Annotated in this window: 29 protein-coding genes and 1 other annotated feature; of the genes, 16 read left to right on the top strand and 13 right to left on the bottom strand. The window is 54.1% G+C overall.

All coding sequences use genetic code 11. The features are described 5' to 3' along the window. The first annotated feature begins 53 nt into the window (after positions 1–53). Positions 54–491 (top strand): type II toxin-antitoxin system RatA family toxin, encoded by a 438-nt coding sequence (locus INF73_RS17455; RefSeq protein ID WP_008502504.1) that lies wholly within the window; start codon positions 54–56, stop codon positions 489–491. Next, positions 481–768, top strand: a complete 288-nt coding sequence (locus INF73_RS17450; RefSeq protein WP_048959070.1) for an RnfH family protein — start codon at positions 481–483, stop codon at positions 766–768. The genes INF73_RS17455 and INF73_RS17450 overlap by 11 nt, the downstream gene beginning before the upstream one ends. A gap of 102 nt (positions 769–870) precedes the next feature. Here INF73_RS17450 and bamE read toward each other — a convergent pair whose 3' ends face one another. The 3 genes from bamE to nadK form a co-directional block, all read right to left on the bottom strand. After that, positions 871–1,209, bottom strand: a complete 339-nt coding sequence (gene bamE, locus INF73_RS17445; RefSeq protein ID WP_028014132.1) for an outer membrane protein assembly factor BamE — start codon at positions 1,207–1,209, stop codon at positions 871–873. Positions 1,210–1,347: 138 nt separating this feature from the next. Then, the gene (gene recN, locus INF73_RS17440) at positions 1,348–3,009 is read right to left on the bottom strand and encodes a DNA repair protein RecN (RefSeq protein WP_126326343.1); all 1,662 of its coding nucleotides are present in this window, start codon (positions 3,007–3,009) and stop codon (positions 1,348–1,350) included. Positions 3,010–3,094: 85 nt separating this feature from the next. Beyond that, the gene (nadK, locus tag INF73_RS17435) at positions 3,095–3,973 is read right to left on the bottom strand and encodes an NAD(+) kinase (protein WP_008502500.1); all 879 of its coding nucleotides are present in this window, start codon (positions 3,971–3,973) and stop codon (positions 3,095–3,097) included. A gap of 122 nt (positions 3,974–4,095) precedes the next feature. Here nadK and grpE point away from each other — a divergent pair, with 122 nt between their 5' ends. Continuing rightward, positions 4,096–4,689: a nucleotide exchange factor GrpE gene (gene grpE / locus INF73_RS17430; RefSeq protein ID WP_032644906.1), complete on the top strand. Its 594-nt coding sequence runs from the start codon at positions 4,096–4,098 to the stop codon at positions 4,687–4,689. A 51-nt stretch (positions 4,690–4,740) separates the two neighbouring features. On the opposite strand, the gene INF73_RS17425 is transcribed toward grpE, so the two are convergent. Further along, positions 4,741–6,027 (bottom strand): HlyC/CorC family transporter, encoded by a 1,287-nt coding sequence (locus INF73_RS17425; protein WP_032644905.1) that lies wholly within the window; start codon positions 6,025–6,027, stop codon positions 4,741–4,743. 19 nt (positions 6,028–6,046) lie between these two features. Beyond that, complete coding sequence (locus INF73_RS17420) at positions 6,047–6,838, bottom strand: inner membrane protein YpjD (protein ID WP_032645009.1); 792 nt, start codon at positions 6,836–6,838, stop codon at positions 6,047–6,049. Between the two features lie 166 nt (positions 6,839–7,004). Between INF73_RS17420 and ffh the strand changes: the two genes are divergently transcribed. From ffh to INF73_RS17385, 7 genes are all read left to right on the top strand, one after another. Next, positions 7,005–8,366, top strand: a complete 1,362-nt coding sequence (gene ffh, locus INF73_RS17415) for a signal recognition particle protein (protein ID WP_003863132.1) — start codon at positions 7,005–7,007, stop codon at positions 8,364–8,366. A gap of 116 nt (positions 8,367–8,482) precedes the next feature. Continuing rightward, positions 8,483–8,731 carry a 30S ribosomal protein S16 gene (rpsP, locus tag INF73_RS17410; protein WP_022649067.1) on the top strand — a complete coding sequence of 83 codons (249 nt, stop codon included), beginning with the start codon at positions 8,483–8,485 and terminating at the stop codon, positions 8,729–8,731. Between the two features lie 15 nt (positions 8,732–8,746). Next, entirely contained in the window at positions 8,747–9,286 is a 540-nt protein-coding gene (gene rimM, locus INF73_RS17405; RefSeq protein ID WP_028014127.1) for a ribosome maturation factor RimM, read from the top strand. A gap of 31 nt (positions 9,287–9,317) precedes the next feature. Beyond that, positions 9,318–10,085, top strand: a complete 768-nt coding sequence (gene trmD, locus INF73_RS17400) for a tRNA (guanosine(37)-N1)-methyltransferase TrmD (RefSeq protein WP_003863138.1) — start codon at positions 9,318–9,320, stop codon at positions 10,083–10,085. 43 nt (positions 10,086–10,128) lie between these two features. Beyond that, positions 10,129–10,476 (top strand): 50S ribosomal protein L19, encoded by a 348-nt coding sequence (rplS, locus tag INF73_RS17395; protein ID WP_002914145.1) that lies wholly within the window; start codon positions 10,129–10,131, stop codon positions 10,474–10,476. 132 nt (positions 10,477–10,608) lie between these two features. After that, positions 10,609–11,013, top strand: coding sequence for a DUF2946 domain-containing protein (locus INF73_RS17390; protein WP_193542527.1), 405 nt, complete (start codon positions 10,609–10,611; stop codon positions 11,011–11,013). A 37-nt stretch (positions 11,014–11,050) separates the two neighbouring features. Next, positions 11,051–12,421 (top strand): PepSY domain-containing protein, encoded by a 1,371-nt coding sequence (locus INF73_RS17385; RefSeq protein WP_193542526.1) that lies wholly within the window; start codon positions 11,051–11,053, stop codon positions 12,419–12,421. Between the two features lie 2 nt (positions 12,422–12,423). Here the strand turns inward: INF73_RS17385 and INF73_RS17380 are convergent, their stop codons facing one another. The 4 genes from INF73_RS17380 to INF73_RS17365 all read right to left on the bottom strand — a co-directional run bounded on the left by INF73_RS17380 (position 12,424) and on the right by INF73_RS17365 (position 15,199). Continuing rightward, positions 12,424–12,909 (bottom strand): OmpA family protein, encoded by a 486-nt coding sequence (locus INF73_RS17380; protein ID WP_028014123.1) that lies wholly within the window; start codon positions 12,907–12,909, stop codon positions 12,424–12,426. Positions 12,910–12,921: 12 nt separating this feature from the next. Beyond that, a complete protein-coding gene (gene dgcN / locus INF73_RS17375) occupies positions 12,922–14,142 on the bottom strand; it encodes a diguanylate cyclase DgcN (protein WP_193542524.1) in 1,221 nt (406 codons plus the stop codon). After that, positions 14,135–14,596, bottom strand: a complete 462-nt coding sequence (locus tag INF73_RS17370) for a YfiR family protein (protein ID WP_370567542.1) — start codon at positions 14,594–14,596, stop codon at positions 14,135–14,137. Before INF73_RS17370 ends, dgcN begins: the two co-directional genes overlap by 8 nt. Positions 14,597–14,824: 228 nt before the next feature. Continuing rightward, complete coding sequence (locus tag INF73_RS17365; RefSeq protein WP_041908636.1) at positions 14,825–15,199, bottom strand: DUF2799 domain-containing protein; 375 nt, start codon at positions 15,197–15,199, stop codon at positions 14,825–14,827. 213 nt (positions 15,200–15,412) lie between these two features. Between INF73_RS17365 and aroF the strand changes: the two genes are divergently transcribed. Genes aroF through INF73_RS17350 form a run of 3 tightly spaced genes read left to right on the top strand, consistent with a single transcriptional unit; the run spans position 15,413 to position 18,548 of the window. Beyond that, positions 15,413–16,483 carry a 3-deoxy-7-phosphoheptulonate synthase AroF gene (gene aroF, locus INF73_RS17360; protein WP_045260858.1) on the top strand — a complete coding sequence of 357 codons (1,071 nt, stop codon included), beginning with the start codon at positions 15,413–15,415 and terminating at the stop codon, positions 16,481–16,483. Positions 16,484–16,493: 10 nt separating this feature from the next. Then, complete coding sequence (gene tyrA, locus INF73_RS17355) at positions 16,494–17,615, top strand: bifunctional chorismate mutase/prephenate dehydrogenase (RefSeq protein ID WP_028014119.1); 1,122 nt, start codon at positions 16,494–16,496, stop codon at positions 17,613–17,615. 60 nt (positions 17,616–17,675) lie between these two features. Beyond that, entirely contained in the window at positions 17,676–18,548 is an 873-nt protein-coding gene (locus INF73_RS17350; RefSeq protein WP_193542522.1) for an SMP-30/gluconolactonase/LRE family protein, read from the top strand. Here INF73_RS17350 and pheA read toward each other — a convergent pair. From pheA to bamD, 4 genes are all read right to left on the bottom strand, one after another. Then, positions 18,545–19,705: a bifunctional chorismate mutase/prephenate dehydratase gene (gene pheA / locus INF73_RS17345; protein ID WP_028014117.1), complete on the bottom strand. Its 1,161-nt coding sequence runs from the start codon at positions 19,703–19,705 to the stop codon at positions 18,545–18,547. The genes INF73_RS17350 and pheA overlap by 4 nt on opposite strands. Positions 19,706–19,735: 30 nt before the next feature. Further along, positions 19,736–19,861 (bottom strand) — a sequence feature (Phe leader region). Beyond that, positions 19,813–19,860 carry a pheA operon leader peptide PheL gene (pheL, locus tag INF73_RS17340; protein WP_100249759.1) on the bottom strand — a complete coding sequence of 16 codons (48 nt, stop codon included), beginning with the start codon at positions 19,858–19,860 and terminating at the stop codon, positions 19,813–19,815. (Overlaps the previous feature by 48 nt.) A gap of 103 nt (positions 19,862–19,964) precedes the next feature. Then, positions 19,965–20,306 carry a ribosome-associated translation inhibitor RaiA gene (gene raiA, locus INF73_RS17335; RefSeq protein WP_008502470.1) on the bottom strand — a complete coding sequence of 114 codons (342 nt, stop codon included), beginning with the start codon at positions 20,304–20,306 and terminating at the stop codon, positions 19,965–19,967. Between the two features lie 268 nt (positions 20,307–20,574). Further along, positions 20,575–21,312, bottom strand: coding sequence for an outer membrane protein assembly factor BamD (gene bamD, locus INF73_RS17330; protein WP_023308867.1), 738 nt, complete (start codon positions 21,310–21,312; stop codon positions 20,575–20,577). A gap of 131 nt (positions 21,313–21,443) precedes the next feature. On the opposite strand from bamD, the gene rluD reads away from it, so the two are divergent. The 3 genes from rluD (at position 21,444) to clpB (ending at position 25,855) form a co-directional block, all read left to right on the top strand. Further along, positions 21,444–22,424, top strand: coding sequence for a 23S rRNA pseudouridine(1911/1915/1917) synthase RluD (rluD, locus tag INF73_RS17325; RefSeq protein ID WP_028014116.1), 981 nt, complete (start codon positions 21,444–21,446; stop codon positions 22,422–22,424). Then, complete coding sequence (gene yfiH, locus INF73_RS17320) at positions 22,421–23,152, top strand: purine nucleoside phosphorylase YfiH (protein WP_193542520.1); 732 nt, start codon at positions 22,421–22,423, stop codon at positions 23,150–23,152. Before rluD ends, yfiH begins: the two co-directional genes overlap by 4 nt. A gap of 129 nt (positions 23,153–23,281) precedes the next feature. Continuing rightward, a complete protein-coding gene (gene clpB, locus INF73_RS17315; RefSeq protein WP_193542518.1) occupies positions 23,282–25,855 on the top strand; it encodes an ATP-dependent chaperone ClpB in 2,574 nt (857 codons plus the stop codon). Positions 25,856–26,128: the final 273 nt, after the last annotated feature.

Here is a 26,128-nt window from a genome sequence, read left to right as displayed (position 1 = left end):
TTAACAGGTGATAAATGTTATTATTTGTCCGTTGTGTGACGATGGAAAATGCTATGCCTCAGATTAGCCGTACTGCGCTCGTTCCTTACAGCGCGGAACAAATGTATCAGTTAGTGAACGATGTTCAGTCTTATCCAGAGTTTATCCCGGGATGTACCGGGAGCCGCGTTCTGGAGTCTGGCCCGACGCAGATGACTGCGGCGGTGGATGTCTCCAAAGCGGGGATCAGCAAGACGTTCACCACCCGCAATACGCTGACTAACAATCAGAGTATTTTGATGCATCTGGTAGATGGTCCATTTAAAACCCTGATGGGTGGCTGGAAGTTTACGCCACTGAGCGCTGACGCCTGCCGCATTGAGTTCCATCTGGACTTTGAGTTCACCAATAAGCTAATTGAGCTGGCGTTTGGCCGCATCTTTAAAGAGCTGGCGTCAAATATGGTTCAGGCGTTTACCACCCGCGCCAAAGAGGTTTACAGTGTCGCATAAGATTGCTGTAGAGGTGGTCTACGCGCTGCCGGAGAAGCAGTACCTACAGCGTGTAATGCTGGAAGAGGGGGCAACCGTAGAGGCGGCTATCCGCGCGTCCGGCATCCTTGAGCTTCGCAGAGATATCGACCTGGCGAAGAACAAGGTCGGGATTTACAGCCGTCCGGTGAAGCTGGGCGATGTGCTGAGGGAGGGCGACCGGGTCGAGATTTATCGTCCGCTGATTGCCGACCCGAAAGAGCTGCGTCGTCAGCGCGCGGAGAAGTCTGCTAAGTAGCGTGTTTCCCCCTCACCCTGTCTCTCTTCCCAAAGGGGGGAAGGGATAAAGAAAAACAAAAAAGGTGCTCGTTGAGCACCTTTTTGCATTTCTGGCTTCTGATTATTTTGTCAGGGCAGGTTTGTTGTCGATGTTGGTCAACACACCGGCGCTGCTGAAGGTCAACGTCAGGGTCTGCTGGGTCACGCTTTCGTGGCCTGGCTGCTGACGGAATACATAGAACCAGGTGTTAGTGCCGAACGGATCGGTCATCATCGGGGTTCCCAGTGCATAAGCGACCTGCTGTTGTGTCATCCCCACGCGGATTTTGGACACATCGTTAGGGGTAAGGTAGTTCCCCTGGTTGATGTCAGGACGGTAAACCACTTTCTCCAGAGTGGAACAGCCTGCGGTCAACATCAGAAGAACCGCTGCGGCAGCGGTCAGCATTTTACAACGCATAGTGATTTGATTCCTTTTCGGGCCCGAGCAGAACGCGGCTCATATGTAATATGCCGATGATAATAGACCTTGCCCCACTTTGAAACCGGTCTGGCGGCGTTTTTGTTGTTCTGTATGACCCTGAGATCCCGAAAAAGTTTATGCCGCCAGCAGTTCTTTCGCGTTCGCGAGCGTATTACGCGTGACTTCACTGCCGCCGAGCAGTCGTGCCAGCTCCTGCAGACGCGCGCGTTTATCCAACGGCTTCATGTGCGTTTCGGTCATTTCGCCGTCGGTTTCTTTACTGACAATAAAGTGATGATGACCACATCCCGCGACCTGCGGCAGGTGGGTGACACACATCACCTGCGTTGACTCACCAAGCTGGCGCAGCAGTTTACCCACCACTGCCGCCGTTGGGCCACTGATGCCGACATCCACTTCATCGAAAATCAGCGCCGGGGTATCCATTTTACGCGCGGTAATCACCTGAATCGCCAGCGCAATACGCGACAGTTCACCACCGGATGCCACTTTGGAGATTGCCTGCAGCGGCTGCCCCGGGTTGGTGGTGACGCGGAACTCGATGCGATCCGCCCCTTCTGCCGTCAGGTGGTTCTCTTCAAAACGGACATCAATGGTGAATACACCGTGCGGCATCGCCAGCGTGTGCATGCTGTCGGTGATGTGCTGGCTTAGCTCCTGAGCGTAATGTTGACGGATCTCATGCAGTTTTTTCGCCGTGGTCAGCGCCTGCTGATGATGCAGGTTCACGGCCAGAGAGAGGGTTTCCTGCGAATCCGCCTGATCGTCAAGCTGCTGCTGTTCTTCGAGCAGAGACTGATAATAGCCTGGTAGTTCTTCCGGCGTGACATGGTGCTTGCGCGCCAGTGAAATCTGACGAGAAAGGCGCTGCTCCAGCTCAAACAGGCGGTTCGGGTCGAGGTCCAGCCGTTCACAATAATGACGCAGTTCGTCACTGGCTTCTGAGATTTGAATCGCGGCCTCTTCCAGCATATCCAGTACGCCAGAAAGTTTACTGTCCATGCCGGCCAGTTCGGTGACCAGTTGACGGACATTGTACAGCTGGCTCTGCAGGTTAACGTCTTCGCCATCTGCCAGCATGTTGAGGGCATTCTGGCTGGTTGAGAGCAGGTGGCCGCTGTTGGCGAGGCGCTTGTACTCTTCGTCAATTTGTTCAAACTCACCCGCCTGCGGGTTGAATTCGTTCAGCTCTTTAAGCTGGTACGCCAGCAGCTCCGCACGCGCGGCGCGCTCCTGGCTTTGCTGCTGGTGCTGGGCGAGCTCGCGGCAGCTCTGATGCCACTGGCGGTAGTGCTCCGCCATAAGTTGAGTAAGCGCGTACTCACCCGCATAGCCATCAAGCAGGGCTTTCTGCTGTTCTGGTTTGACGAGTTGCTGATGCGCGTGCTGACCGTGGATCTGGATAAGCAGCTGGCCGAGTTCGCGGAGCTGGGAGAGCGGGACTGCCGTGCCGTTGATAAAGCCACGGGAGCGCCCGTCGCTGCTGATCACGCGGCGAAGTAAACACTCACGTCCATCTTCGAGCTGATTTTGTTCCAGCCAGCGCAGGGCTGCAGGGGTATCTTTCAGGGAGAAACGTGCGCAAAGATCGGCACGGTTTGCGCCCATGCGCACCATGTCGCCCTCTGCACGGCCGCCAAGGCACAAGCCGAGGGCATCAATGGCAATGGATTTACCCGCACCGGTTTCGCCGGTGATCGCCGTCATGCCGCTGTGGAAATCGATCTCAAGCTCACGAACAATGGCAAAGTTGCTGATGGTCAGTTGTGCCAGCATAATTGTTTTCCTGTATGAAAAACCATAACTGTGTTTTCATACAGTATAAACTGGTTTTTTATACAGTAAAGTACTGGATGCAAAATCAGAACAATTTTTTTGACCAGCCAAGCTTCGAGCTTAATGTGTTGAAATAGCTGTAATCTTTCGGGTGAATCAAGTTCAGGTGGTAATCACACCGGCGAATAAGAACATCTTCACCTTCCTGGATTGGCAGCGCGATCTGGCTGTCGCAGCTGATCTCCAGGTCGTTACGGCGGTGCGAGAAGCGCAGACGTATCGTGCTGTCGCCGTTAATTACCAGCGGGCGCGCGGAGAGCGTGTGCGGGAACATCGGCACTAGCGTAATAGCATCCAGAGAGGGCGTCAGGATCGGGCCGCCCGCAGAAAGCGAGTAGGCGGTTGAGCCGGTCGGGGTGGAGATAATCAACCCGTCAGAACGCTGGGAGAAGGCAAAGATTTCGTCGATATAAACTTCGAACTCAATCATGTGTGCCACTTTGCCGGGATGAAGCACCACCTCGTTAATCGCGGTGCTGATGCGCTTCTGACAGTCCTGCTGGCACACCTGCGCTTCCAGTAAAAAGCGTTTTTCGCTGATATAATGACCTTCCAGCACGTCGGCCAGCTGTTGCTGCGCGTTGTCCGGGTCGAGGTCGGTTAAAAAGCCGAGATTGCCGCGGTTGATACCGATGACCTTGATGTCATAACGCGCCAGCGTGCGTGCCGCGCCGAGCATGTTGCCATCGCCGCCCACCACCACGGCGAGATCGGCCTGTTGGCCAATTTCCGCCAGCGTGCCGGTTTTGACGCTCTTCAGCTGCAGTTCCTGCGCAATTTGCTGCTCGACCATCACTTCATAGCCTTTGCTACACAACCAGCGATACAACATTTCATGTGTCGTCAATGCGGTAGGGTGACGCGGATGCCCGACGATCCCAATACACCTGAAATGATTATTCATTTTCTGGAGGTCCTTGTGCCTGATGAATGATGACAATCTCTCTTGTTCCCTTGAATCCAGGAAACTGATCCCCATAATAAGCGAAGTTAGCGAGATGAATGCAGAAAAACGCGGAGAAATTCATGAGTAGTAAAGAACAGAAAACGCCTGAGGGGCAAGCCCCTGAAGAAATTATCACGGAACAGCACGATGAAGTTGAGGCTGTAGAGCCAGACGCATCTGCTGAGCAGGTGGACCCGCGCGATGAAAAAATTGCGAATCTGGAAGCCCAACTGGTAGAAGCACAGAATCGCGAACGCGACACCGTTCTGCGCATCAAGGCGGAAATGGAAAACCTGCGTCGTCGCACCGAGCAGGACGTTGAGAAGGCGCATAAATTTGCGCTGGAGAAATTCGTCAACGAACTGCTGCCGGTGATCGATAGCCTCGACCGCGCGCTGGAAGTGGCTGACAAAGCGAATCCGGACAACGCGGCGATGATCGAAGGTATCGAACTGACGCTGAAATCCATGCTCGACGTCGTGCGTAAGTTTGGCGTGGAAGTGATTGCGGATACCGATGTGCCGCTGGATCCAAACGTTCACCAGGCCATTGCGATGGTGGAATCTGAAGAGATTGAAGCCGGTAAAGTGCTGGGCGTGATGCAGAAAGGTTACACCCTGAACGGCCGTACCATTCGCGCTGCGATGGTGACCGTGGCGAAAGCGAAAGCGTAATTTGCTACCTGTAGTGCCGGGTGGCGGCATTCGCCTTACCCGGCCTACGTTTTATTCGGCAATACTTTCCCGAAGTGGCGTAACGGGCAGCACCTTCACCTGCTTAATCATATTGTCCTGCACGTCCAGGATATCAATATCGTACTGCTCAATGCGCACCCGCGTGCCCGCTGCTGGGATCTCTTCCAGCGCTTCCAGAATCATCCCGTTCATGGTACGAGCTTCATCTTCCGGCAAATGCCAGTTAAAGGCTTTGTTGAGTTCACGGATGTTCGCGCTACCGTCAATCAGCACCGAACCGTCGTTCTGCGGAGTCACTTCCTCCGCGAGGGAAGGGGACATCGATGTGGTAAAGTCTCCGACAATCTCTTCCAGAATATCTTCGACCGTCACCAGGCCCTGAATATCGCCGTACTCGTTGACCACCAGGCCGACTTTTTTCTTGTTGCGCTGGAATTTAACCAGCTGCGTGCTGAGCGGCGTACCTTCCGGCACGTAGTAAATCTCGTCGGCGGCGCGCAGCATCACCTCTTTGGTGAACTCTTTTTTCTCGGTCATCAGACGGTAGGCTTCGCGCACGCGCAGCATGCTGATGGCGTCATCCAGCGAGTCGCGATAGAGCACGATGCGCCCATGCGGAGAGTGCGTCAGCTGGCGGACAATGGCTTTCCAGTCGTCGTTGATGTCGATACCGACGATTTCGTTACGCGGCACCATGATGTCGTTCACGCTCACTTTTTCCAGATCCAGCACCGACAGGAGCATATCCTGATTGCGCCGGGAGATCTGCGAGCGGGATTCGTTCACGATGGTGCGCAGCTCTTCTTTGCTGAGCGCGCTGCTGATAGTGACGTCGGCTTTGATCCCCACCATCCGCATCAAAACGCGCGTGACCATGTTCAGCAGCCAGACCAGCGGCATCATCAGGATCTGCAGCGGCGCCAGCAGGAAGCTGCTCGGGTAGGCCACCTTTTCCGGGTAAAGCGCGGCGATGGTTTTTGGCAGTACTTCGGCAAACACCAGCACCACAAACGTCAGCACGCCGGTGGCAATCGCGACCCCGGCGTTGCCGTACAGGCGCATCCCAACGATGGTGCCGAGGGCTGAGGCCAGAATATTGACAAGGTTGTTGCCGATAAGCACCAGGCTTATCAGCCGATCCGGCTTGCGGAGCAGTTTTTCAACGCGGCGGGCGGCACGGTTACCCTGTTTAGCACGATGACGCAACCGGTAGCGGTTTAAGGTCATCATGCCGGTTTCCGAGCCGGAGAAATAGGCGGAGATGACCACCATGACGATCAGGATAACGATCAGCGTGGTGGTAGAGATGTGTTCCAGGGGGAACTCCTTTTATAACTTAGCCAGCAAATTGCTGTATGAAGCGGCTGCCAAAATAGGCAAGGGTGAGAATGCCCGCACCCGCGACGTTGAACCAGACGACGCGACGACCGCGCCAGCCTTCATGATAATGGCCCCACAACAGGACAATATAGACAAACCACGCGATGATGGAGAGCACTGCTTTATCGATATTCTCCACGCTGAACAGGTTCTTCATATAAAACAGGCCGGTGCAGAGCGTGAGCGTCAGCAGCACCACGCCTATCTGGGTGATGTGGAACATCTTACGCTCAATGACCATCAGCGGCGGCATTTCATGGTTGAACGCCAGCTTTTTGTTTTTCAACTGGTAATCAATCCAGGCGAGCTGCATGGCGTAAAGCGCGGCGATGATCAGCGTCGCATAGGCGAACAGTGACAGGCCGATGTGCACCAGCATCCCCGGTGTCGCCTCCAGATGCGTAATGAATTCATTGGGCATAAAGGTGGCTAAAGCCAGATTGATCAGCGCGAAGGTATAGACAATCGGCAGCAGCAGCCAGCCGCGATTTTTAGACGCGACGATGGTCATTACCGTACAGATCATCAGGCTGACCAGCGAGCCGACGTTGAGGACGCTCAGGTTTTGCACGCTGCCGTCGCCGGGAATAATGCGTGATTCCAGCGCAAACGCGTGGCTTATCAGTGCGATGACCGCCGAAAGAATAGCCATGCGCCGCCAGCCGCTGTTTTTTTGCAGCAGTCCGGGAATAATCAGCGCGAGGCTGACAGAGTAGGCAACAAGGGCGATCAGTGCGAAAACAGGCATATAGGCATCGACAGTTGTCTTAATAAGAAAGAGAAGCAGTATAACGTTACGTGACGCCTGCTCCAACCGTTGCATAACAACAAAGGCGCCTTCATGTTATACTCCGGCAAAATTCTGTGTATGTGTCGCTCAATGCGGCCCAACGTTTCTACTCAGGCGAGAGACAATGTTTGATAATTTAACCGATCGTTTGTCGCGCACGCTGCGCAACATCAGCGGCCGCGGACGCCTTACTGAAGAGAACATCAAGGAAACGCTGCGCGAAGTGCGCATGGCGCTGCTGGAAGCAGACGTGGCGTTGCCGGTTGTTCGTGATTTTATCAACCGCGTAAAAGAGAAGGCGGTTGGTCATGAAGTTAACAAGAGCCTGACTCCGGGTCAGGAGTTCGTCAAAATCGTTCGTAACGAACTGGTTTCGGCGATGGGCGAAGAGAACCAGGTGCTTAACCTGGCGGCTCAGCCTCCGGCAGTGGTGCTGATGGCGGGCCTGCAGGGTGCGGGTAAAACCACCAGCGTCGGTAAGCTGGGTAAATTCCTGCGCGAAAAGCACAAGAAGAAAGTGCTGGTGGTCTCTGCGGACGTCTATCGCCCGGCGGCGATCAAGCAGCTGGAAACGCTGGCCGAGCAGGTCGGCGTGGACTTCTTCCCGTCCGACGTTGCCCAGAAGCCTGTCGACATCGTTAACGCCGCGCTGAAAGAAGCGAAGCTGAAATTCTACGACGTGCTGCTGGTGGATACCGCCGGTCGTCTGCACGTTGACGAAGCGATGATGGACGAAATCAAGCAGGTGCACGCTTCTATCAACCCGGTAGAGACCCTGTTTGTCGTTGACGCCATGACCGGTCAGGATGCGGCAAATACCGCGAAAGCGTTTAACGAAGCGCTGCCGTTAACCGGCGTGGTGCTGACCAAAGTCGACGGCGACGCCCGCGGTGGTGCGGCCCTTTCGATTCGCCACATCACCGGTAAGCCGATCAAGTTCCTCGGCGTGGGCGAGAAAACCGAAGCGCTGGAGCCGTTCCACCCGGACCGTATCGCCTCCCGTATCCTCGGCATGGGCGACGTGCTGTCGCTGATCGAAGATATCGAGAGCAAGGTCGACCGCGCGCAGGCTGAAAAGCTCGCCAGCAAGCTGAAAAAAGGTGACGGTTTCGATCTGACCGACTTCCTTGAGCAGCTGCGTCAGATGAAAAACATGGGCGGCATGGCAAGCCTGATGGGCAAACTGCCGGGCATGGGCCAGATCCCTGACAACGTTAAATCCCAGATGGATGACAAAGTGCTGGTGCGTATGGAGGCGATCATTAACTCCATGACGCTGAAAGAACGAGCCAAGCCAGAAATCATCAAAGGTTCCCGTAAGCGCCGTATCGCTGCCGGTTGCGGCATGCAGGTGCAGGACGTTAACCGCCTTCTGAAACAGTTCGACGACATGCAGCGCATGATGAAGAAAATGAAGAAAGGCGGCATGGCGAAGATGATGCGCGGCATGAAAGGCATGATGCCTCCCGGTTTTCCAGGGCGTTAATCGCTTTTGAGATTGCTTTTTGCCCGAAAATGAGTAAAATTTTCGGGCTTTTAATATGACACCCGGGCTCCGTTCCTCGATGGGGCCCGGTTGTTTTATTCACACAAGAGGATGTTATGGTAACTATTCGTTTAGCACGTCACGGCGCTAAAAAGCGTCCGTTCTACCAGGTTGTTGTGACTGACAGCCGTAATGCACGCAACGGTCGCTTCATTGAGCGCGTTGGTTTCTTCAACCCACTGGCCTCTGGCGCAGAAGAAGAAACCCGTCTGGATCTGGATCGTATCGCTCACTGGGTTGGCCAGGGCGCTACTGTTTCCGATCGCGTTGCTACGCTGATCAAAGCAGCAAACAAAGCAGCTTAATCTGTCACGGTGGTCATGATGAGCAATAAAGCACCTGTTGAACCGATCGTATTGGGAAAAATGGGTTCTTGCTACGGTATCCGTGGTTGGCTCAGAGTGTTTTCCTCCACTGAAGACGCTGATAGCATTTTTGATTACCAGCCCTGGTTCATCCAGAAAGCCGGTAAGTGGGAAGAGGTCGAGCTGGAAAGCTGGCGTCACCACAATCAGGACATCATCATCAAGCTGAAAGGCATTGACGATCGTGATGCCGCGAATGCGCTGACTAATTGTGAAATTGTCGTGGATTCGTCGCAGTTGCCACAGCTGGAAGAGGGCGACTACTACTGGAAAGACCTTATGGGCTGCCAGGTAGTCACCACTGAAGGTTACAGCCTGGGGAAAGTCATCGATATGATGGAAACCGGGTCAAATGACGTTCTCGTCATTAAGGCAAACCTGAAAGATGCATTTGGCATCAAGGAGCGGCTGGTCCCGTTCCTCGATGGACAGGTTATCAAGAAAGTCGATCTCGCTACTCAAACCATTGAAGTAGATTGGGATCCTGGTTTTTAAATTCTCCGGATAAACGGTAAAAGACGGCGCTATGTGGATTGGCATAATTAGCCTGTTTCCTGAAATGTTCCGCGCGATTACCGATTACGGGGTAACTGGCCGGGCAGTAAAGAATGGCCTGCTGAGCATCCAGAGCTGGAGTCCGCGTGACTTTACTCATGACCGGCACCGTACCGTGGACGATCGTCCTTACGGCGGCGGACCGGGGATGTTAATGATGGTGCAACCCTTACGGGACGCCATTCACACAGCAAAAGCCGCGGCAGGTGAAGGCGCAAAGGTGATTTATCTGTCACCTCAGGGACGCAAGCTTGATCAAGCGGGCGTGAGCGAACTGGCGACGAATCAAAAGCTGATTCTGGTCTGTGGTCGTTACGAAGGGATAGATGAGCGCGTAATTCAAACCGAGATTGACGAAGAATGGTCTATCGGCGATTACGTTCTCAGCGGTGGTGAGTTACCGGCAATGACGCTGATTGACTCCGTCGCCCGGTTTATTCCGGGGGTACTGGGCCATGAAGCTTCGGCAACGGAAGATTCCTTTGCCGATGGATTGCTGGACTGTCCACACTATACTCGTCCTGAAGTGTTAGAAGGGATGGAAGTACCGGCAGTGTTACTGTCTGGAAACCATGCCGAGATACGTCGCTGGCGTTTGAAGCAGTCGCTGGGCCGAACCTGGCTTAGAAGACCTGAACTTCTGGAAAACCTGGCTCTGACTGAAGAGCAAGCAAAGTTGCTGGCCGAGTTCAAAACTGAACACGCGCACCAGCAGCATGAACATGATGGGAAGGCGTAATACGCTCCCGAATATCAGTTTACCCAGGATAAGAGATTAAATTATGAGCAACATTATTAAGCAACTTGAACAAGAGCAGATGAAGCAGGACGTACCTTCCTTCCGTCCAGGTGACACCGTGGAAGTGAAAGTATGGGTTGTTGAAGGTTCCAAAAAACGTCTGCAGGCATTCGAGGGCGTGGTTATCGCTATTCGTAACCGCGGTCTGCACTCTGCATTCACTGTTCGTAAAATTTCCAACGGCGAAGGCGTTGAGCGTGTCTTCCAGACTCACTCTCCGGTAGTTGACAGCATTGCTGTTAAACGTCGTGGTGCTGTACGTAAAGCTAAACTGTACTACCTGCGTGAGCGTACTGGTAAGTCTGCTCGTATTAAAGAGCGTCTGAACTAAGATTCGCTTAAGCGACATCCTGTTAGAAAGGGCTGGCCGAAAGGCTGGCCCTTTTTTTATCCCATCGCACTTCTCGCATTAACCCTTTCGTCATAAATCATTTACAATGCTTGCCTCTTGAATGGAGGGGACGTGTATAACGTACTGCATCAGCCTAACCGGAAACGCGCAGCGGCTTTGACCGCGCTGTTTGCGATCCTGCTGATCGTGGTAGCCCCCCTTATCTCCGTCTCGTTGCAGAAAGACCCCATGAGCGCCATGCCGGGCATGCATCATGAGATGAGCATGATGTCGATGGACGAGCATCACGGCGATATGCCGCATACGATGCCCGTCGACCATGCGGAAGCGTGCGGCTACTGCGTGCTGTTAGCCCACGTGCCGGGCGTGATGCTCGCGCTCATTGTGCTACTCAGTATTGTGCTGCAAAAGCTTCGCGTGAAGCCGCCGCGTCAGGCGGTCAACCACTGGCACTTTTTCCCCTGGCTTTACCCCGAGACCCGCGCGCCGCCGCGGCAGTCTGCTTTTTCCCTTTAAAAAATATCGATAACTTACTGCCTTAAAAAGGAAAAGTATGACTACCTGCACTCCGCGCGCGGCATGGGGAAACCTGCTGCGTCGCCTCCATTTCTACGTCGGGCTATTTGTCGGCCCGTTTATCTTCTTCGCCGCGCTGACCGGGACGCTGTACGTGGCGACCCCGCAGCTCGAGAATGCGCTCTACCGGCACGCGCTCCATACGGATTCCGTGGGCGAGCCGAAGCCGCTGGCGGAACAAATCGCCACGGCGGAAAAGGCCGTTGGCTCAGATTTGCGTTTGCACGCCGTCCGCCCGGGGCTGGTTGAAGGTGAAACCACCCGCGTGATGTTTGCTGACCCGACGCTGGGGCCGTCGGAAAACCGGGCTATTTTTGTCGATCCGGTAAGCCTGGCGGTGCGGGGGGATATGACGGTGTACGGCACCAGCGGGATTTTACCGCTGCGTCAGACCATTGATTATCTGCATACCTCTCTGATGCTGGGCGATATCGGGCGGCTCTATAGTGAACTGGCCGCTTCCTGGATGTGGGTCGCCGCGCTGGGCGGTATTGCCCTGTGGTTTTATACCCGACCAAAACGCCGGATTAAAAATCGCTTCCAGAACCGCCGTCGGGTGCATGTGACGCTCGGCTGGATATTACTGGGGGGCATGCTGCTCTTCTCTGCAACCGGCCTGACCTGGTCCCAGTGGGCGGGGGGGAATGTTGATAAGCTGCGCGCTGAGTTGAATTGGCTCACCCCGCAGGTGAACACGACGCTATCCGGCCAACATGAGTTCGTGGATGAACATGCCGAACACCGTGGCCATCACGGCGGAATGGTGATGCCGGAAATGGCGATGGATCTGACGCGGTTTGACGGCGTGTTGAGCGCGGCGCGTAAAGCGGGGATTGATGCCAACAGGCTGGAGATCCGCCCGGCGAAAACAATGGATCGCGCATGGACAGTGACGGAGATCGACCGCAGCTGGCCGACTCAGGTGGACGCCGTTGCGGTTGATCCCGGTACGATGCAGATCCTCGACAGAACCCGATTCGAGGATTTCCCGCTTATGGCAAAACTGACCCGCTGGGGCGTGGATTTCCATATGGGGATCTTATTCGGGCTGGTGAATCAGCTGCTGCTCGTTGCCTTCGGCCTTGCCCTGTGCGTGCTTATCATCTGGGGATACCGGATGTGGTGGATGCGTCGTCCGGCACTGTCGGCCATTAATCCGGTGCAGACGCTTACTCAGAGCTGGCTGGCGCTGTCAGGGTGGGGAAAAGGTGTTACCGTGGTCATCAGCGCACTGCTGGGGCTGGCTTTGCCGGTGATGGGCGTGAGTCTGGCGCTGTTTGTTCTGATTGACTGGCTGCGCTGGCGAGCGGCAACAGGCGTGTCGCTCACCGAATCATCCGCTAAATAATCCTATGGCGCGCTGATAACCACTGACACCCGGCGGTTTTCAGCGCGCCCTTGTGCAGTGCTGTTGCTCGCAATCGGATATTTTTGGCCTAATCCCCGGGTGGTGAGATTGCTGCGTGGGATATTCGCGCCCTTCGCCCACGCGTCGGCCACGGCATTGGCGCGTTTTAACGACAGGGCTTCGTTGTAGCTTGCTTCACCGTAATTATCCGTATGACCGTCCATTCGCGCGTGATTCAGGCCAGTTTTCGCCAGACGAGAGGCCATGGACTGGATCTGTGTTTCACTTTCCGGGCGCAGTCTGGCGTCATTCTTATCAAAGAGAATGGTGTCCGACATACCAAGCGACCAGTCGCCGTTCAGTTCGTTAAAACCGTATGACTTCATCGCCGCGATTTGCTCAGGAGTAAATTTTCCCTGGGGCGGTGACTGACAGCCTGCCAGAACCAGTGAGGCCATAACTAACGGCGCGAAGTAACGTTTTAACATAAAATTTCCTTCCTAACTTATTGTTTTTGTACGCTGGTTCTTGACCTGGTACATATTGCGGTCGGCTTTCTCCAGTAATGCTTCAACGGACGCATTTTCCCACGCCAGAGCAAAGCCAATGCTGAGTGACATCGATGCTTTTTGTCCGTTGTGCAGATCAAACGGACGGATAAACTGCTGCGCTAGCGCAGCACAAATGTGTTGAACCTCTGGTTCAGAATGCACGCCGTACAGCACCATGGCAAATTCGTCACCGCCAAGGCGGTAGGACTGGTGGCGTTTATCGCCAAATTCCACCATCCTGCTGGCGACTTCAATCAGCACGCAGTCTCCTGCCGCGTGTCCCCAGGTGTCGTTAATAAACTTAAAATTATCACCGTCGAGGAAGAGCAGGGCCGAGTTTGTTTTTGCCGAGGGGTCATTCATTAATGCCGCAATACTGTTACGAAACGCAGCGCGGTTAGCAAGACCGGTGAGCGGGTCGTGCATGGCGGTACGAAGCAGCTGAGCGTTTTTCGCCTGGAGCTTAAGCTGCCATTCCTCCATCTCGTCCAGCAGGCTGTTGAAGTCTTCTCCAAACTGATGGAATTCTTCAATGCGCCCATCTTTCACCCGACGGGAAAAGTTGCGATTGGTGCGGACGTCATGCACAACGTCGGTGATATTTTGCAGTGCCGTGACCATGCCGCGGTGCAGAGACTGGGTAATGGTGAGCGCGACGACGGTTGCAAAAAGAATACAGCCGGTGAGGACGGCAAACGACATCCAGATGAAATGGCTGATAAGGCTGTCGCGCGCGGTAAGACGTATTTCACCTATCTTCGCGCCGTTGTGCAGGATGGGCTGCGCAACCGGAACAGGGAAAAGCCAGCGGCTGACCAGCGCCCCCAGCGTGTCGTTATTATCGTTCGGGTTCCAGGACCAGTAGGCAAAGCGCTTTTTATGCCCGTTGATGACTTCTGCTGCGGCAAACTGCCCCTGCTTACCCAGCGCAGCGAGCGTTTCGTTGGCCGCCAGTGAGTCGTTGAAAACCAGGGAGGCTTCAAGGCTGTGGCTCATTGTGGCGCCGGTTAATTCGAGATTTTTTTGCGCGTATTGTTTTAATGTTACGACCGAGGCAAAACAGAGCAACAGCCATATTAACGTCATTGTGATGATGACGCTTATCATGCTGTTTCGCCTCAGCGTTCTTTTAAACGTCGGACGCTGCGTCGAGATGAAATCTTTATCCATGCTGCTTATTCCGTGCAAGCATCAATACATCCGGGTTAACCCTGACACCACTGCGTGTCAACGCATCCAGATTGACGGAAAATCGCACCTGGCCACGATCGATTATCAGGCAAAAGGCGCTGCCAATAACACATTCCGGATTTTGCTCTGAGATTAATAGCAATGCTCTGCCCTGATATTGACTTATTAATTCAAGTTGTTTCGCAGGTGGTTCAGTCCCGAAATAAACAGCATCGCATGTCGCGGCCAGGGCTTCCCGATCGTTACGTACAATAACGGGGGTATAAGGTAACTCGTTATGCCCCTGGTCTTCGCTGAGCGCGTGCGTATAGTGAGAAGTGGCATAGATGCAGAGTTTAGGCTGACCGGAAAGCGACGGCCATCGCGTATAGCTCACTATGCCTGAGACAATAGAACGTACCGATTTATCCGTTTCCGTGAGCGCGCCTGCCATCGCCGGGCCCACCATAAGGAACAGCATTAGCACCAGAGTGAGTCGGAACAAAGAGTTCAAGTATAAATTTCTCACCAGAATCCGCCGTACCGCTCCGGAAATAGATGTCCTTAAGAGTTGCGGGCAGAATACCATTGTTTATCAGAACCGTCATTATGCCAGAAATAGCCCATGGCTGACCTAAGCTAAATCCTACAGTTATTTATTTTCCAAAGAATAAAAGCAGACTTAATTAAGCCTGCTAGAACGCATACTTTCATCCATTCCTTTTTGCCATGACGCATGCAGTTTCGCTGCATTTTCAACAGTATCACAACTGGCTGGATAAGATTTGCCCGCTAATCCCCATGCATGAATAAAGCCTTCTTCACACACTTTCTTCTGACCATCAGCATAGCCGCGAAGATATTCATTACGATCGACGTGGGGGTCGTTAAAACTATCGGCCAGGGTCTGGTTATCTTTAACCGGCAGGCCATTTATGGCGTCTTCTTTACCCGCGCTGAACCAGTCCGGGCTCGTCCAGTTGGGCTGGAAAGTGTAAGGATTAATCTGGCAGCCCGATAAAAACAGCGACAGCAGGACGAAAGCAATCGATCGCATAACCCTTCTCCTTTTTCTTCAGCATAGCCTGGCGGGAGAAATTTAGGCTGTAATTTAAACTTTACGATTTTAGCGGCTGATTTTTGCCTTTATTGTGTCAATGTAAACTAATGTGTACGAATTTTGGATTGAAATGTTTACTTTTTATGGTATCGTGGTTTCACCTCACTGAGGAAAACAACTATCGCAAACGAGCTTTACAGGATCGCTATCATGCAAAAAGACGCGCTGAACAACGTACATATCACTGACGAACAGGTTTTGATTACCCCGGATCAACTGAAAGCGGAGTTTCCGCTGAGCGCCGCGCAGGAGGCTCAGATCGAGCACTCTCGCCAGACCATTTCTGACATTATCGCTGGCCGCGATCCGCGCCTGCTGGTGGTTTGTGGTCCTTGCTCTATTCACGATCCTGAAACCGCCATTGAGTATGCGCGTCGATTTAAAGCATTAGCGGAGGAGGTCAGCGATAGCCTCTACCTGGTGATGCGCGTCTATTTTGAAAAGCCACGCACGACGGTTGGCTGGAAAGGATTGATCAACGATCCGCACATGGATGGCTCGTTTGATGTGGAAGCAGGCCTGAAGATTGCGCGTCGCCTGCTGGTGGAACTGGTCAGCATGGGGCTGCCGCTGGCAACCGAAGCGCTGGATCCAAACAGCCCGCAATACCTGGGCGATCTGTTTAGCTGGTCCGCAATTGGTGCGCGTACGACTGAATCGCAAACCCACCGTGAGATGGCGTCTGGGTTGTCGATGCCGGTTGGCTTCAAAAATGGTACCGATGGCAGCCTGGCGACGGCGATCAACGCCATGCGCGCCGCCGCCATGCCGCACCGCTTTGTTGGGATCAACCAGGCGGGCCAGGTGTGCCTGCTGCAAACGCAGGGCAACCCGGACGGTCATGTGATCCTGCGCGGCGGTAAAGCGCCAAACTACAGCCCGGCGGACGTGGCGCAGTGTGAAAAAGAGATGGAACAGGCGGGACTGCGTCCGGCACTGATGGTAGATTGCAGTCATGGTAATTCGAATAAAGATTACCGTCGCCAGCCAGCGGTTGCGGAATCCGTGGTCGCACAGATCAAAGACGGAAACCGTTCGATTATCGGCCTGATGATTGAGAGCAACATTCATGAAGGTAATCAGTCATCAGAACAGCCGCGCAGCGCGATGAAGCACGGCGTCTCCGTGACGGATGCCTGCATCAGCTGGGAAACCACCGATGCGCTGCTGCGTGAGATCCATAAAGATTTAAGCGGCCAGCTGGCGACGCGTCTGGTTTAAGAGGGTAGTTATGGTTGCTGAATTGACCGCACTGCGCGATCAAATTGATGAAGTGGATAAGGCGCTGCTGGACTTGCTGGCACGCCGCATGGCGCTTGTTGCTGAAGTCGGTGAGGTGAAAAGCAAATACGGCCTGCCGATTTATGTCCCGGAGCGCGAAGCCTCAATGCTGGCCTCCCGTCGTAAAGAGGCGCAGGCGCTGGGCGTTTCGCCGGATTTGATTGAAGATGTTCTGCGTCGCGTGATGCGGGAATCCTATTCCAGCGAAAACGACAAGGGCTTTAAAACCCTCTGTCCGTCCCTGCGTCCGGTGGTAATTGTTGGCGGAGCAGGGCAGATGGGGCGTCTGTTCGAGAAAATGCTGACGCTTTCTGGCTATCAGGTGCGCATTCTGGAAAAAGAGGACTGGGCACAAGCACCGGAACTGATGAAAGATGCCGGAATGGTTATCGTCAGCGTGCCGATCCACGTGACGGAGCAGATCATCGGGAAGCTTCCTCCTTTACCAAAAGACTGCATTCTGGTGGATCTGGCTTCCGTTAAAAACGGTCCTCTGCAGGCGATGCTGGCTGCGCATACGGGCCCGGTGCTGGGGCTGCACCCGATGTTTGGCCCGGACAGCGGCAGCCTGGCAAAGCAGGTGGTGGTTTACTGCGACGGCCGTCAGCCTGAAGCCTATCAATGGTTCCTGGAACAGATTCAGGTCTGGGGCGCGAGGCTGCACCGCATCAGCGCGGTCGAGCACGATCAGAACATGGCGTTCATTCAGGCGCTGCGCCACTTTGCGACCTTTGCCTACGGCCTGCATCTGGCGGAAGAGAACGTGCAGCTTGAACAGCTGCTGGCGCTCTCTTCACCGATCTATCGTCTTGAGCTGGCGATGGTCGGGCGTCTGTTTGCGCAGGATCCCCAGCTTTACGCCGACATCATCATGTCGTCTGAAAATAACCTGGCGCTCATCAAGCGCTACTATCAGCGCTTTGGCGAAGCCATTACGCTGCTGGAGCACGGAGACAAGCAGGCGTTTATCGACAGCTTCCGCAAAGTGGAGCACTGGTTCGGCGATTACGCCACGCGTTTCCAGAGTGAAAGCCGCACGCTGTTGCGCCAGGCAAATGACAGTCGCCAGTAATCCAATGATGTATATACTGAAAGCCAGCAATGCTGGCTTTTTTCATTTTGGGGAACTGTCATGGCTGAACCGCAGCTGCTGTTGAACTACACCGGGCATCTGCCCGAATGCCCGACGTGGAGCGCAGAAGAAAATGCGCTTTACTGGGCGGATATTCTGGAAGGGGAGATCCACCGCTACCACCTGTCGACGGCGGAACATACCGTGCTTTCCTTCCACGAAGAGGTGGGCTGCTTTGCCCTGCGTGAGCGAGGCGGTTTTATCGTCGCTATGCGCAACGGCATCTGGCTTGCCGATAAGCATGGGCTCCTGCAGCGCAAGGTGTGTGATAACCCCTCTAACCCGCAGCTCGCACGTTTTAATGATGGGGGCACCGACCACCAGGGCCGCTTCTATGCGGGCACGTTCTGGGGGCCGGGAGATTACAACGGCGCCCTGCTGATGCGCATCGACAACGACCTGACGCCGAAGGTGATCCAGTGCGATATCCACGGGCACAACGGCCTGGCGTTTAGCCCGGATAAGCAGTGGATGTTTACCTCAGACACGCCAAACGGCGTAATTTACCGCACGCCGCTTAACGAGCAGGGCGAACCCGGCAGGCGTGAGGTGTTTCGTCAGTTTAAAGAGGGCGAGGGGATACCGGACGGTGCGGCGATGGATGTGGAAGGCTGCTACTGGAGCGCGCTGTTTGACGGCTGGCGTATCGCGCGTTTTTCTCCACAAGGGGAGCAACTGGAAGAATACCGCATGCCGGTGCGTTGCCCGACGATGGTCTGCTTTGGCGGCGATGATATGAAAACGCTGTTCATTACCACCACGCGGGAAAATATGGATGCGGAGGAGGTGGCGAAGTATCCGCTTTCCGGAGCCGTCTTCACCCTGCCGGTTAATGTGGCAGGGATGAAGAAAAGCCGTTTTATCGAATGCTAGCTTGGATCGACCGGGACGACGTTTTCGCTCGGATAGCAGCCCAGCACTTTCATTGAACGGGTAATTTCACCCAGTTCGCGCAGGGCTTTCTGCATGGATGCAGATTCCAGGTTGGCCTGGATATCGAGGTAAAACATCTCTTCCCATGGATTACCGTGGATTGGGCGTGATTCCAGCCTGGTCATGATCAAATTGTGGTTGCGCAGCACCAGCAGGGCTTCTACCAGCGCGCCCGCCTGCTGGCCGGTCGCCATCAGCAGCGTGGTTTTCGCCGGCACCTGGTCTGACACGTTGATTGCCTTGCGGGCCAGCACCACGAAGCGGGTAATGTTTTGCGTCTGGTTAGCAAGATTGCGTTCCAGAACCTGTAAGCCATACAGCGCGCCGCCCGCTTCGCTGCCGAGCGCAGCAACGGTTGGGGAGTTGGCTTGCGCTACTTTTTCCATTGCCGCCGAGGTGCTTTCGGTGTACTCAATTTTCCAGTTCGGATAGCGGTTCAGGAACTGGCTACACTGCTGGAAAGGCTGCGGATGGCTGTAGACCGTTTCGATCGTGTTCAGGTCCGTTGAACCGGAGACCAGCACGCAGTGATCGATAGGGATCGTCAGCTCGCCGACCAGCGACAGGCTGGTATGCTGCAGCAGATCGTAGACGTCGTTGATGGCACCGGAACTGGTGTTTTCAATCGGCACCACGGCGTAATCCGCCTGGCCGGTCTCAACCTGGTTAAAAATATCGGCGAATTTTGCGCAGCCGCTCTCAATAAACTCTTCAAAATGACGTGCGGCATACTGGCGTGCGGCCAGATGAGAGTAGGAGCCTTTAGGCCCGAGGAAGGCGATGCGCGCCGAGTGCGGGTTGGTTTTATTGAGATGCTGCTGGAGTAGCGCTTGCTGGGTCAGAACGGAATCTTCGATGATGAGCTGGAACAGCCGGGTGATGTAGTGGGCATCGAGGTGATGCGCTTTGCCGAGCTGGATGAGACGCTCCAGCAGATCGCGCTCGCGGTCGATATCACGCACCGGGCGATGGGAGTCCAGCTTGGCTTTGCCCACTTCAACGGCGAGGGCGCGACGTTCGGCCAGCAGCGCCAGTAATTTTTCATCCAGAGCGCTGATTTTTACGCGCAGATCCAGTAACGGGTTTTCCGGTGTCATAGTGTTGCCTGTCTCATTTTATCGTTATCAATAAAAAAGGCCCCCCGGTGTGGGAGGCCTTGTTGTTCGTCTTCGCATTCTTTATCACACGACGAAACGCCTCCCGTTCAGGGGAAGGTAAAAAAGAATGCGAAGAAGAACGGCGTGAGTTTCATAAAGTCATCCTGTGATTGATACCGTTAAAGTACCCGTACTGTTTTCACCCTGTCAATAAAAAACGCGCCCGAAGGCGCGTTGGCGGTACACTCAATTTAAAGGATTACTCTTCTTCAACTTCTTCCGCGAAGCTGGCGTCTTTCACCGATGTTGTGGCGCGACGGGCTTCACCTTTGTGTTGCACTTTATTGAGCTGCCGTTCCAGCTTGTTGATCAAATCGTTAATAGCGGTGTACATATCCTCGTGTTTTGCGCTGGCGACCAGATGGCCGTTTGGAGTATTGATAGTTGCGTCAGCGATGAAACCCTGCGGCTCCTTGGACAGGATGATATGTGGATTAATCAAATGAGTTTGCCATTTATCCAGTTTGGCGAGACGGTCTGCGACGTGCTGGCGAATTGCCGGAGTAATTTCCATTTGTTTACTGGTAATGTTCATTGTCATAAATTTTACCTCTTGTCTTTCCGTCTTGGTGATTCCAGCATACCCGACCTAATGTCAAAATGTGTGATTTAGATCACGTTATTTTGTCGGTTTTTGTCAGGGAATCTTTTTTGTGAGGCAGGGCAGGAAGAGATGAGATTTACCTTGTGGAAGGTACGAATTACGGTCATAGTTGACGGGATGTGTTGAGGCTAAAGCGCTTCAGCGGATGTCTGAATTGAATAAAAAAACGGCAGCCTTCGGGCTGCCGTTTTGCATTGAAGCGATATCACGTGTTGCTGCTGTTCGCGGCGATGATTTTCGCCACTTTTTCAGCCTGAGCGGTCATCTGCATCTGACGGTAAGCATTTTCCATCAGCTTCAGGCCGTCACGCGTAGCCTGAGTATCCGGGTAATCACGCAGCATACCTTCTACGCGGTTAACCACGGCAACCCATGCGCCACGGCGGGTATAGTATTCCGCAACGGAGTACTCATATTTCGCCAGACGATCTTTCAGGAACACCAGACGTTTGGTGGCGTCGGTCACGTACTGACTGTTCGGATAGCCGCGCACCAGCTTGGAGAAGTCATTGAAGGCGTCGCGCGCATGCTGCGGGTCACGGTCGGAGCGATCTACGCCGAAGAAGCCCTGCAGGGCGCTGTCGTCCAGCGCCATGTTGGTCAGGCCGCGCATGTACATGACGTAGTCGATGTTAGGATGAGTCGGGTTCAGACGCATGAAACGATCGATAGTTGCCTGAGCCAGCGGCAGATCGGCATTTTTGTAGTAGGCGTAGATAAGATCTAACTGTACCTGCTGCGAATACGGACCAAATGGATAGCGATTATCCAACGCTTCCAGTTGCGTTATCGCCTGTTTCCAGTTACCGTCCTGCAACTTTTGTTGTGCAGTCGCATAGATTTCATTCGGCGGATTGTCAGGGACCTGTTCATTCGAACCGGAGCAGCCCACCAAAGCCAGGCTCAACGTGGCCGCTGCCACCAGATATTTCATGCGCGTCATGACGTTTTGACTTTCCTCAAATGTTTGTCCGGGAGAAACTCTGTTCCTGCTCCCGATTAAGACCAGCTACAATAGCACACTATATTAAACGGCAAAGCCGTAAAACCCAACGTTAAACAAAGAAGCAGTTTATGGCACAACGAGTAGAACTCACCGCAACAGTCTCCGAAAATCAGCTCGGTCAACGCTTAGATCAGGCTTTGGCCGAATTGTTCCCTGATTATTCGCGTTCACGCATAAAAGAATGGATCCTTGACCAGCGCGTGCTGGTAAACGGCAAGATCTGGGACAAACCAAAAGAGAAAGTGTTTGGTGGGGAAGCTGTTGCCATCAATGCTGAAATCGAAGAGGAAATCCGCTTCGAGCCGCAGGATATCCCATTGGACATCGTCTATGAAGATGATGACATTCTGGTGATCAACAAGCCGCGCGACCTGGTTGTTCATCCGGGCGCAGGGAATCCTGACGGTACGGTACTTAACGCACTCCTTCATTATTATCCGCCGATTGCGGACGTCCCACGTGCCGGTATCGTTCACCGTCTGGATAAAGACACCACCGGTCTGATGGTGGTGGCGAAGACCGTTCCCGCTCAAACCCGTCTGGTGGAGTCGCTGCAGCTGCGTGAGATTACTCGCGAATATGAAGCGGTGGCGATTGGACACATGACCGCTGGCGGCACGGTAGAAGAGCCGATCAGCCGTCACCCGACGAAACGTACCCATATGTCGGTGCATCCGATGGGTAAACCGGCGGTGACGCACTATCGCATTATGGAACACTTCCGTATTCATACCCGTCTGCGCCTGCGCCTGGAAACCGGTCGTACTCACCAGATCCGCGTTCACATGGCGCACATTACCCATCCGCTGGTGGGGGATCAGGTGTACGGCGGTCGTCCGCGTCCGCCAAAAGGCGCGTCGGATGAGTTCATCAGCGTACTGCGTAAATTCGATCGTCAGGCGCTGCACGCGACCATGCTGCGTCTTTATCACCCGATCAGTGGTATCCAGATGGAATGGCATGCCCCTATCCCGCAGGATATGGTGGAACTCATTGATGCCATGCGTGCCGATTTCGAAGAACATAAGGATCAAGTGGACTGGTTATGACCAAACTGATTGTCCCGGAGTGGCCGCTGCCTGCAGGCGTGGCCGCCTTTAGTTCGACCCGTATTGGCGGCGTGAGCCAGGGCGCGTGGGAGTCTTTAAACCTCGGCGCGCACTGCGGCGACAGCCTGGAACACGTTGAAGAGAACCGCACGCGTCTGTTTGCTGCGGGAAATCTGCCGTCGAAGCCGGTTTGGCTGGAGCAGGTTCACGGCAAAGCGGTACTGAAGCTGACGGGAGAACCTTACGCTTCCAAACGCGCCGATGCTTCTTACAGTGATACGCCGGGCACGGTTTGTGCCGTAATGACCGCCGATTGTCTGCCGGTTCTGTTTTGTAACCGTGCCGGTACGGAGGTAGCAGCAGCGCACGCGGGCTGGCGTGGCTTATGCGAGGGCGTGCTGGAAGAGACCGTCGCCTGCTTCAATGATGATCCCGCCAATATCATGGCCTGGCTAGGTCCGGCGATTGGCCCTCGTGCTTTTGAAGTGGGGCCGGAGGTTCTCGAAGCATTCATGGAAAAAGATCCGCAAGCCATTGAGGCCTTCCTGCCTGCCGGGGAAAAATATCTGGCGGATATTTACCAGCTTGCCCGCCAGCGTCTGAATAATATTGGCGTAACGCAGATCTTCGGCGGCGATCGCTGTACGTTCACCGAAAAGGGTGATTTTTTCTCCTATCGCCGCGACAAGACGACGGGTCGTATGGCAAGTTTTATTTGGCTGATATAACCTAAAGAATCAAGACGATCCGGCACGTGCCGTTTTCTTTTCACATAATTCAGGTCATTAACCTTGAATAATTGAGGGATGACCTCATTTAATCTCCAGTAGCAAATTTGACCTGTTATGGGAGGAGTTATGCGTCTGGATCGTCTTACTAATAAATTCCAGCTTGCTCTCGCCGATGCCCAGTCCCTTGCACTGGGGCACGACAACCAATTCATCGAACCTCTTCATTTAATGAGCGCCTTGCTGAATCAGGAAGGGGGATCGGTACGTCCTTTATTAACGTCTGCTGGCATTAATGCTGGCCAGTTACGCACCGCTATCGATCAGGCGCTGAGCCGTTTACCGCAGGTAGAAGGTACCGGCGGCGACGTTCAACCGTCGCAGGATCTGGTGCGCGTGCTGAACCTTTGCGACAAGCTGGCGCAAAAACGTGGGGACAACTTTATTTCGTCAGAGCTGTTTGTTCTGGCAGCGCTTGAATCACGCGGTACCTTGACCGACCTGCTGAAATCTGCCGGTGCGACCACCGCCAATGTGACTCAGGCGATTGAGAAAATGCGCGGAGGTGAAAGCGTGAACGATCAGGGAGCCGAAGACCAACGTCAGGCTTTGAAGAAATTTACGGTCGATCTGACCGAACGTGCCGAGCAGGGCAAACTTGACCCGGTTATCGGCCGTGACGAAGAGATCCGCCGTACGATTCAGGTACTGCAGCGTCGTACCAAAAACAACCCGGTACTGATTGGTGAGCCGGGGGTCGGTAAAACCGCCATCGTTGAAGGGCTTGCGCAGCGTATCGTAAACGGTGAAGTGCCGGAAGGGTTGAAAGGCCGCCGCGTACTGGCGCTGGATATGGGCGCGCTGGTGGCCGGTGCGAAATACCGCGGTGAGTTTGAAGAGCGTTTGAAAGGCGTGCTGAACGACCTGTCGAAACAGGAAGGCAACGTCATTCTGTTTATCGACGAATTGCACACCATGGTCGGAGCCGGTAAAGCTGACGGCGCAATGGATGCCGGGAACATGCTGAAACCTGCGCTGGCGCGTGGTGAACTTCACTGTGTCGGTGCCACTACGCTTGATGAGTATCGTCAGTACATTGAGAAAGATGCCGCTCTGGAACGTCGCTTCCAGAAAGTGTTTGTTGCTGAGCCAAGCGTTGAAGATACCATCGCGATCCTGCGTGGTCTGAAAGAGCGTTATGAACTGCACCACCATGTGCAAATTACTGACCCGGCCATCGTTGCGGCGGCGACGCTTTCGCATCGGTATATCGCCGATCGTCAGTTGCCTGATAAAGCAATCGACCTGATCGATGAAGCGGCGTCGAGCATTCGTATGCAGATTGACTCGAAGCCGGAAGAACTGGACCGACTCGACCGCCGCATCATTCAGCTCAAGCTGGAACAGCAGGCGCTGAAAAAAGAGTCTGATGAAGCCAGTAAGAAACGCCTGGATATGCTAAATGAAGAGCTGGACGATAAAGAGCGCCAGTATTCTGAGCTGGAAGAAGAGTGGAAAGCTGAGAAAGCCTCCCTCTCTGGCACGCAGACCATTAAAGCGGAACTCGAACAGGCCAAAATTGCCATTGAGCAGGCTCGCCGTGTGGGTGACCTGGCACGTATGTCTGAACTGCAGTACGGCAAAATCCCTGAGCTGGAGAAACAGCTTGAGATCGCCACGCAGTCTGAAGGCAAAACCATGCGTCTGTTACGTAATAAAGTGACGGATGCCGAAATTGCCGAAGTGCTCGCTCGCTGGACCGGTATTCCGGTGGCGCGCATGATGGAAAGCGAACGCGATAAGCTGCTGCGTATGGAGCAGGATCTGCATCAGCGGGTGATTGGTCAGGACGAGGCGGTTGAAGCGGTTTCGAACGCTATTCGCCGTAGCCGTGCTGGGCTTTCCGATCCAAATCGCCCGATCGGTTCGTTCCTGTTCCTGGGGCCGACCGGTGTCGGTAAAACCGAACTGTGTAAAGCGCTGGCAAACTTTATGTTCGACAGCGACGATGCGATGGTGCGTATCGACATGTCCGAGTTTATGGAAAAACACTCCGTCTCGCGTCTGGTCGGTGCGCCTCCGGGATATGTTGGTTATGAAGAGGGCGGCTACCTGACCGAAGCGGTGCGCCGGCGTCCTTATTCCGTCATCCTGCTGGATGAGGTGGAAAAAGCGCATCCGGATGTGTTCAACATCCTGCTGCAGGTGCTGGATGATGGTCGTCTGACGGACGGGCAGGGGAGAACGGTCGATTTCCGTAATACGGTCGTCATCATGACCTCGAACCTGGGTTCCGATTTGATTCAGGAACGTTTCGGTGAACTTGACTACAGCCATATGAAGGATCTGGTGCTCGGTGTGGTGAGCCATAACTTCCGTCCGGAGTTCATTAACCGTATTGACGAAGTGGTGGTATTCCATCCTCTGGGTGAGAAACACATTGCGTCGATTGCGCAGATCCAGCTGCAGCGTCTGTACAAACGTCTGGAAGAGCGTGGATATGAAATTCACATCTCCGACGATGCGCTGAAGCTGCTGAGCGAGAATGGTTACGATCCGGTTTATGGTGCGCGTCCACTGAAACGTGCGATTCAGCAGCAGATCGAAAACCCGCTGGCGCAGCAGATCCTCTCCGGAGAACTGATTCCGGGCAAAGTTATCCGTCTGGAAGCCAACGACGATCGTATTGTGGCAGTGCAGTAAGTCACAAAACGCAAAAACGAGCCGCTTGCGGCTCGTTTTTGTTTAAAAACCAGGCGAAAATTGAGGTCTGGGATGCGTTTTGCCTGGAAAGTGAGCAGTTAGTAAATAATTTTCACTTTATCCTTGCAGCTTCGGAATTACTCCCTATAATGCGCCTCCACCGACACGGAACAACGGCACACACGCCGCCGGGTCAGCAGGGAAAAGCGAAATAAATGCTTGACTCTGAAGCGGGAAAGCGTAATATGCACATCCCGCGCCGCAGCGAAAACG

Source organism: Enterobacter cloacae complex sp. P6RS, from assembly GCF_014982245.1.
Taxonomy (GTDB): domain Bacteria; phylum Pseudomonadota; class Gammaproteobacteria; order Enterobacterales; family Enterobacteriaceae; genus Enterobacter; species Enterobacter bugandensis.
This window is presented reverse-complemented; position numbering and strand designations above follow the sequence as displayed.

Coding starts and splice junctions, on each gene's coding strand:
- recN (WP_126326343.1), bottom strand. CDS start 3,009: ATGCTGGCACAACTGACCATCAGCAACTTTGCCATTGTTCGTGAGCTT.
- INF73_RS17370 (WP_370567542.1), bottom strand. CDS start 14,596: ATGGCAGGCGCGCTCACGGAAACGGATAAATCGGTACGTTCTATTGTC.
- bamE (WP_028014132.1), bottom strand. CDS start 1,209: ATGCGTTGTAAAATGCTGACCGCTGCCGCAGCGGTTCTTCTGATGTTG.
- dgcN (WP_193542524.1), bottom strand. CDS start 14,142: ATGGATAAAGATTTCATCTCGACGCAGCGTCCGACGTTTAAAAGAACG.
- rimM (WP_028014127.1), top strand. CDS start 8,747: ATGATGAGCAATAAAGCACCTGTTGAACCGATCGTATTGGGAAAAATG.
- aroF (WP_045260858.1), top strand. CDS start 15,413: ATGCAAAAAGACGCGCTGAACAACGTACATATCACTGACGAACAGGTT.
- tyrA (WP_028014119.1), top strand. CDS start 16,494: ATGGTTGCTGAATTGACCGCACTGCGCGATCAAATTGATGAAGTGGAT.
- clpB (WP_193542518.1), top strand. CDS start 23,282: ATGCGTCTGGATCGTCTTACTAATAAATTCCAGCTTGCTCTCGCCGAT.
- pheA (WP_028014117.1), bottom strand. CDS start 19,705: ATGACACCGGAAAACCCGTTACTGGATCTGCGCGTAAAAATCAGCGCT.
- INF73_RS17350 (WP_193542522.1), top strand. CDS start 17,676: ATGGCTGAACCGCAGCTGCTGTTGAACTACACCGGGCATCTGCCCGAA.
- rplS (WP_002914145.1), top strand. CDS start 10,129: ATGAGCAACATTATTAAGCAACTTGAACAAGAGCAGATGAAGCAGGAC.
- bamD (WP_023308867.1), bottom strand. CDS start 21,312: ATGACGCGCATGAAATATCTGGTGGCAGCGGCCACGTTGAGCCTGGCT.
- INF73_RS17455 (WP_008502504.1), top strand. CDS start 54: ATGCCTCAGATTAGCCGTACTGCGCTCGTTCCTTACAGCGCGGAACAA.
- raiA (WP_008502470.1), bottom strand. CDS start 20,306: ATGACAATGAACATTACCAGTAAACAAATGGAAATTACTCCGGCAATT.
- grpE (WP_032644906.1), top strand. CDS start 4,096: ATGAGTAGTAAAGAACAGAAAACGCCTGAGGGGCAAGCCCCTGAAGAA.
- nadK (WP_008502500.1), bottom strand. CDS start 3,973: ATGAATAATCATTTCAGGTGTATTGGGATCGTCGGGCATCCGCGTCAC.
- INF73_RS17420 (WP_032645009.1), bottom strand. CDS start 6,838: ATGCCTGTTTTCGCACTGATCGCCCTTGTTGCCTACTCTGTCAGCCTC.
- INF73_RS17380 (WP_028014123.1), bottom strand. CDS start 12,909: ATGTTAAAACGTTACTTCGCGCCGTTAGTTATGGCCTCACTGGTTCTG.
- rluD (WP_028014116.1), top strand. CDS start 21,444: ATGGCACAACGAGTAGAACTCACCGCAACAGTCTCCGAAAATCAGCTC.
- INF73_RS17385 (WP_193542526.1), top strand. CDS start 11,051: ATGACTACCTGCACTCCGCGCGCGGCATGGGGAAACCTGCTGCGTCGC.
- ffh (WP_003863132.1), top strand. CDS start 7,005: ATGTTTGATAATTTAACCGATCGTTTGTCGCGCACGCTGCGCAACATC.
- yfiH (WP_193542520.1), top strand. CDS start 22,421: ATGACCAAACTGATTGTCCCGGAGTGGCCGCTGCCTGCAGGCGTGGCC.
- INF73_RS17365 (WP_041908636.1), bottom strand. CDS start 15,199: ATGCGATCGATTGCTTTCGTCCTGCTGTCGCTGTTTTTATCGGGCTGC.
- trmD (WP_003863138.1), top strand. CDS start 9,318: ATGTGGATTGGCATAATTAGCCTGTTTCCTGAAATGTTCCGCGCGATT.
- rpsP (WP_022649067.1), top strand. CDS start 8,483: ATGGTAACTATTCGTTTAGCACGTCACGGCGCTAAAAAGCGTCCGTTC.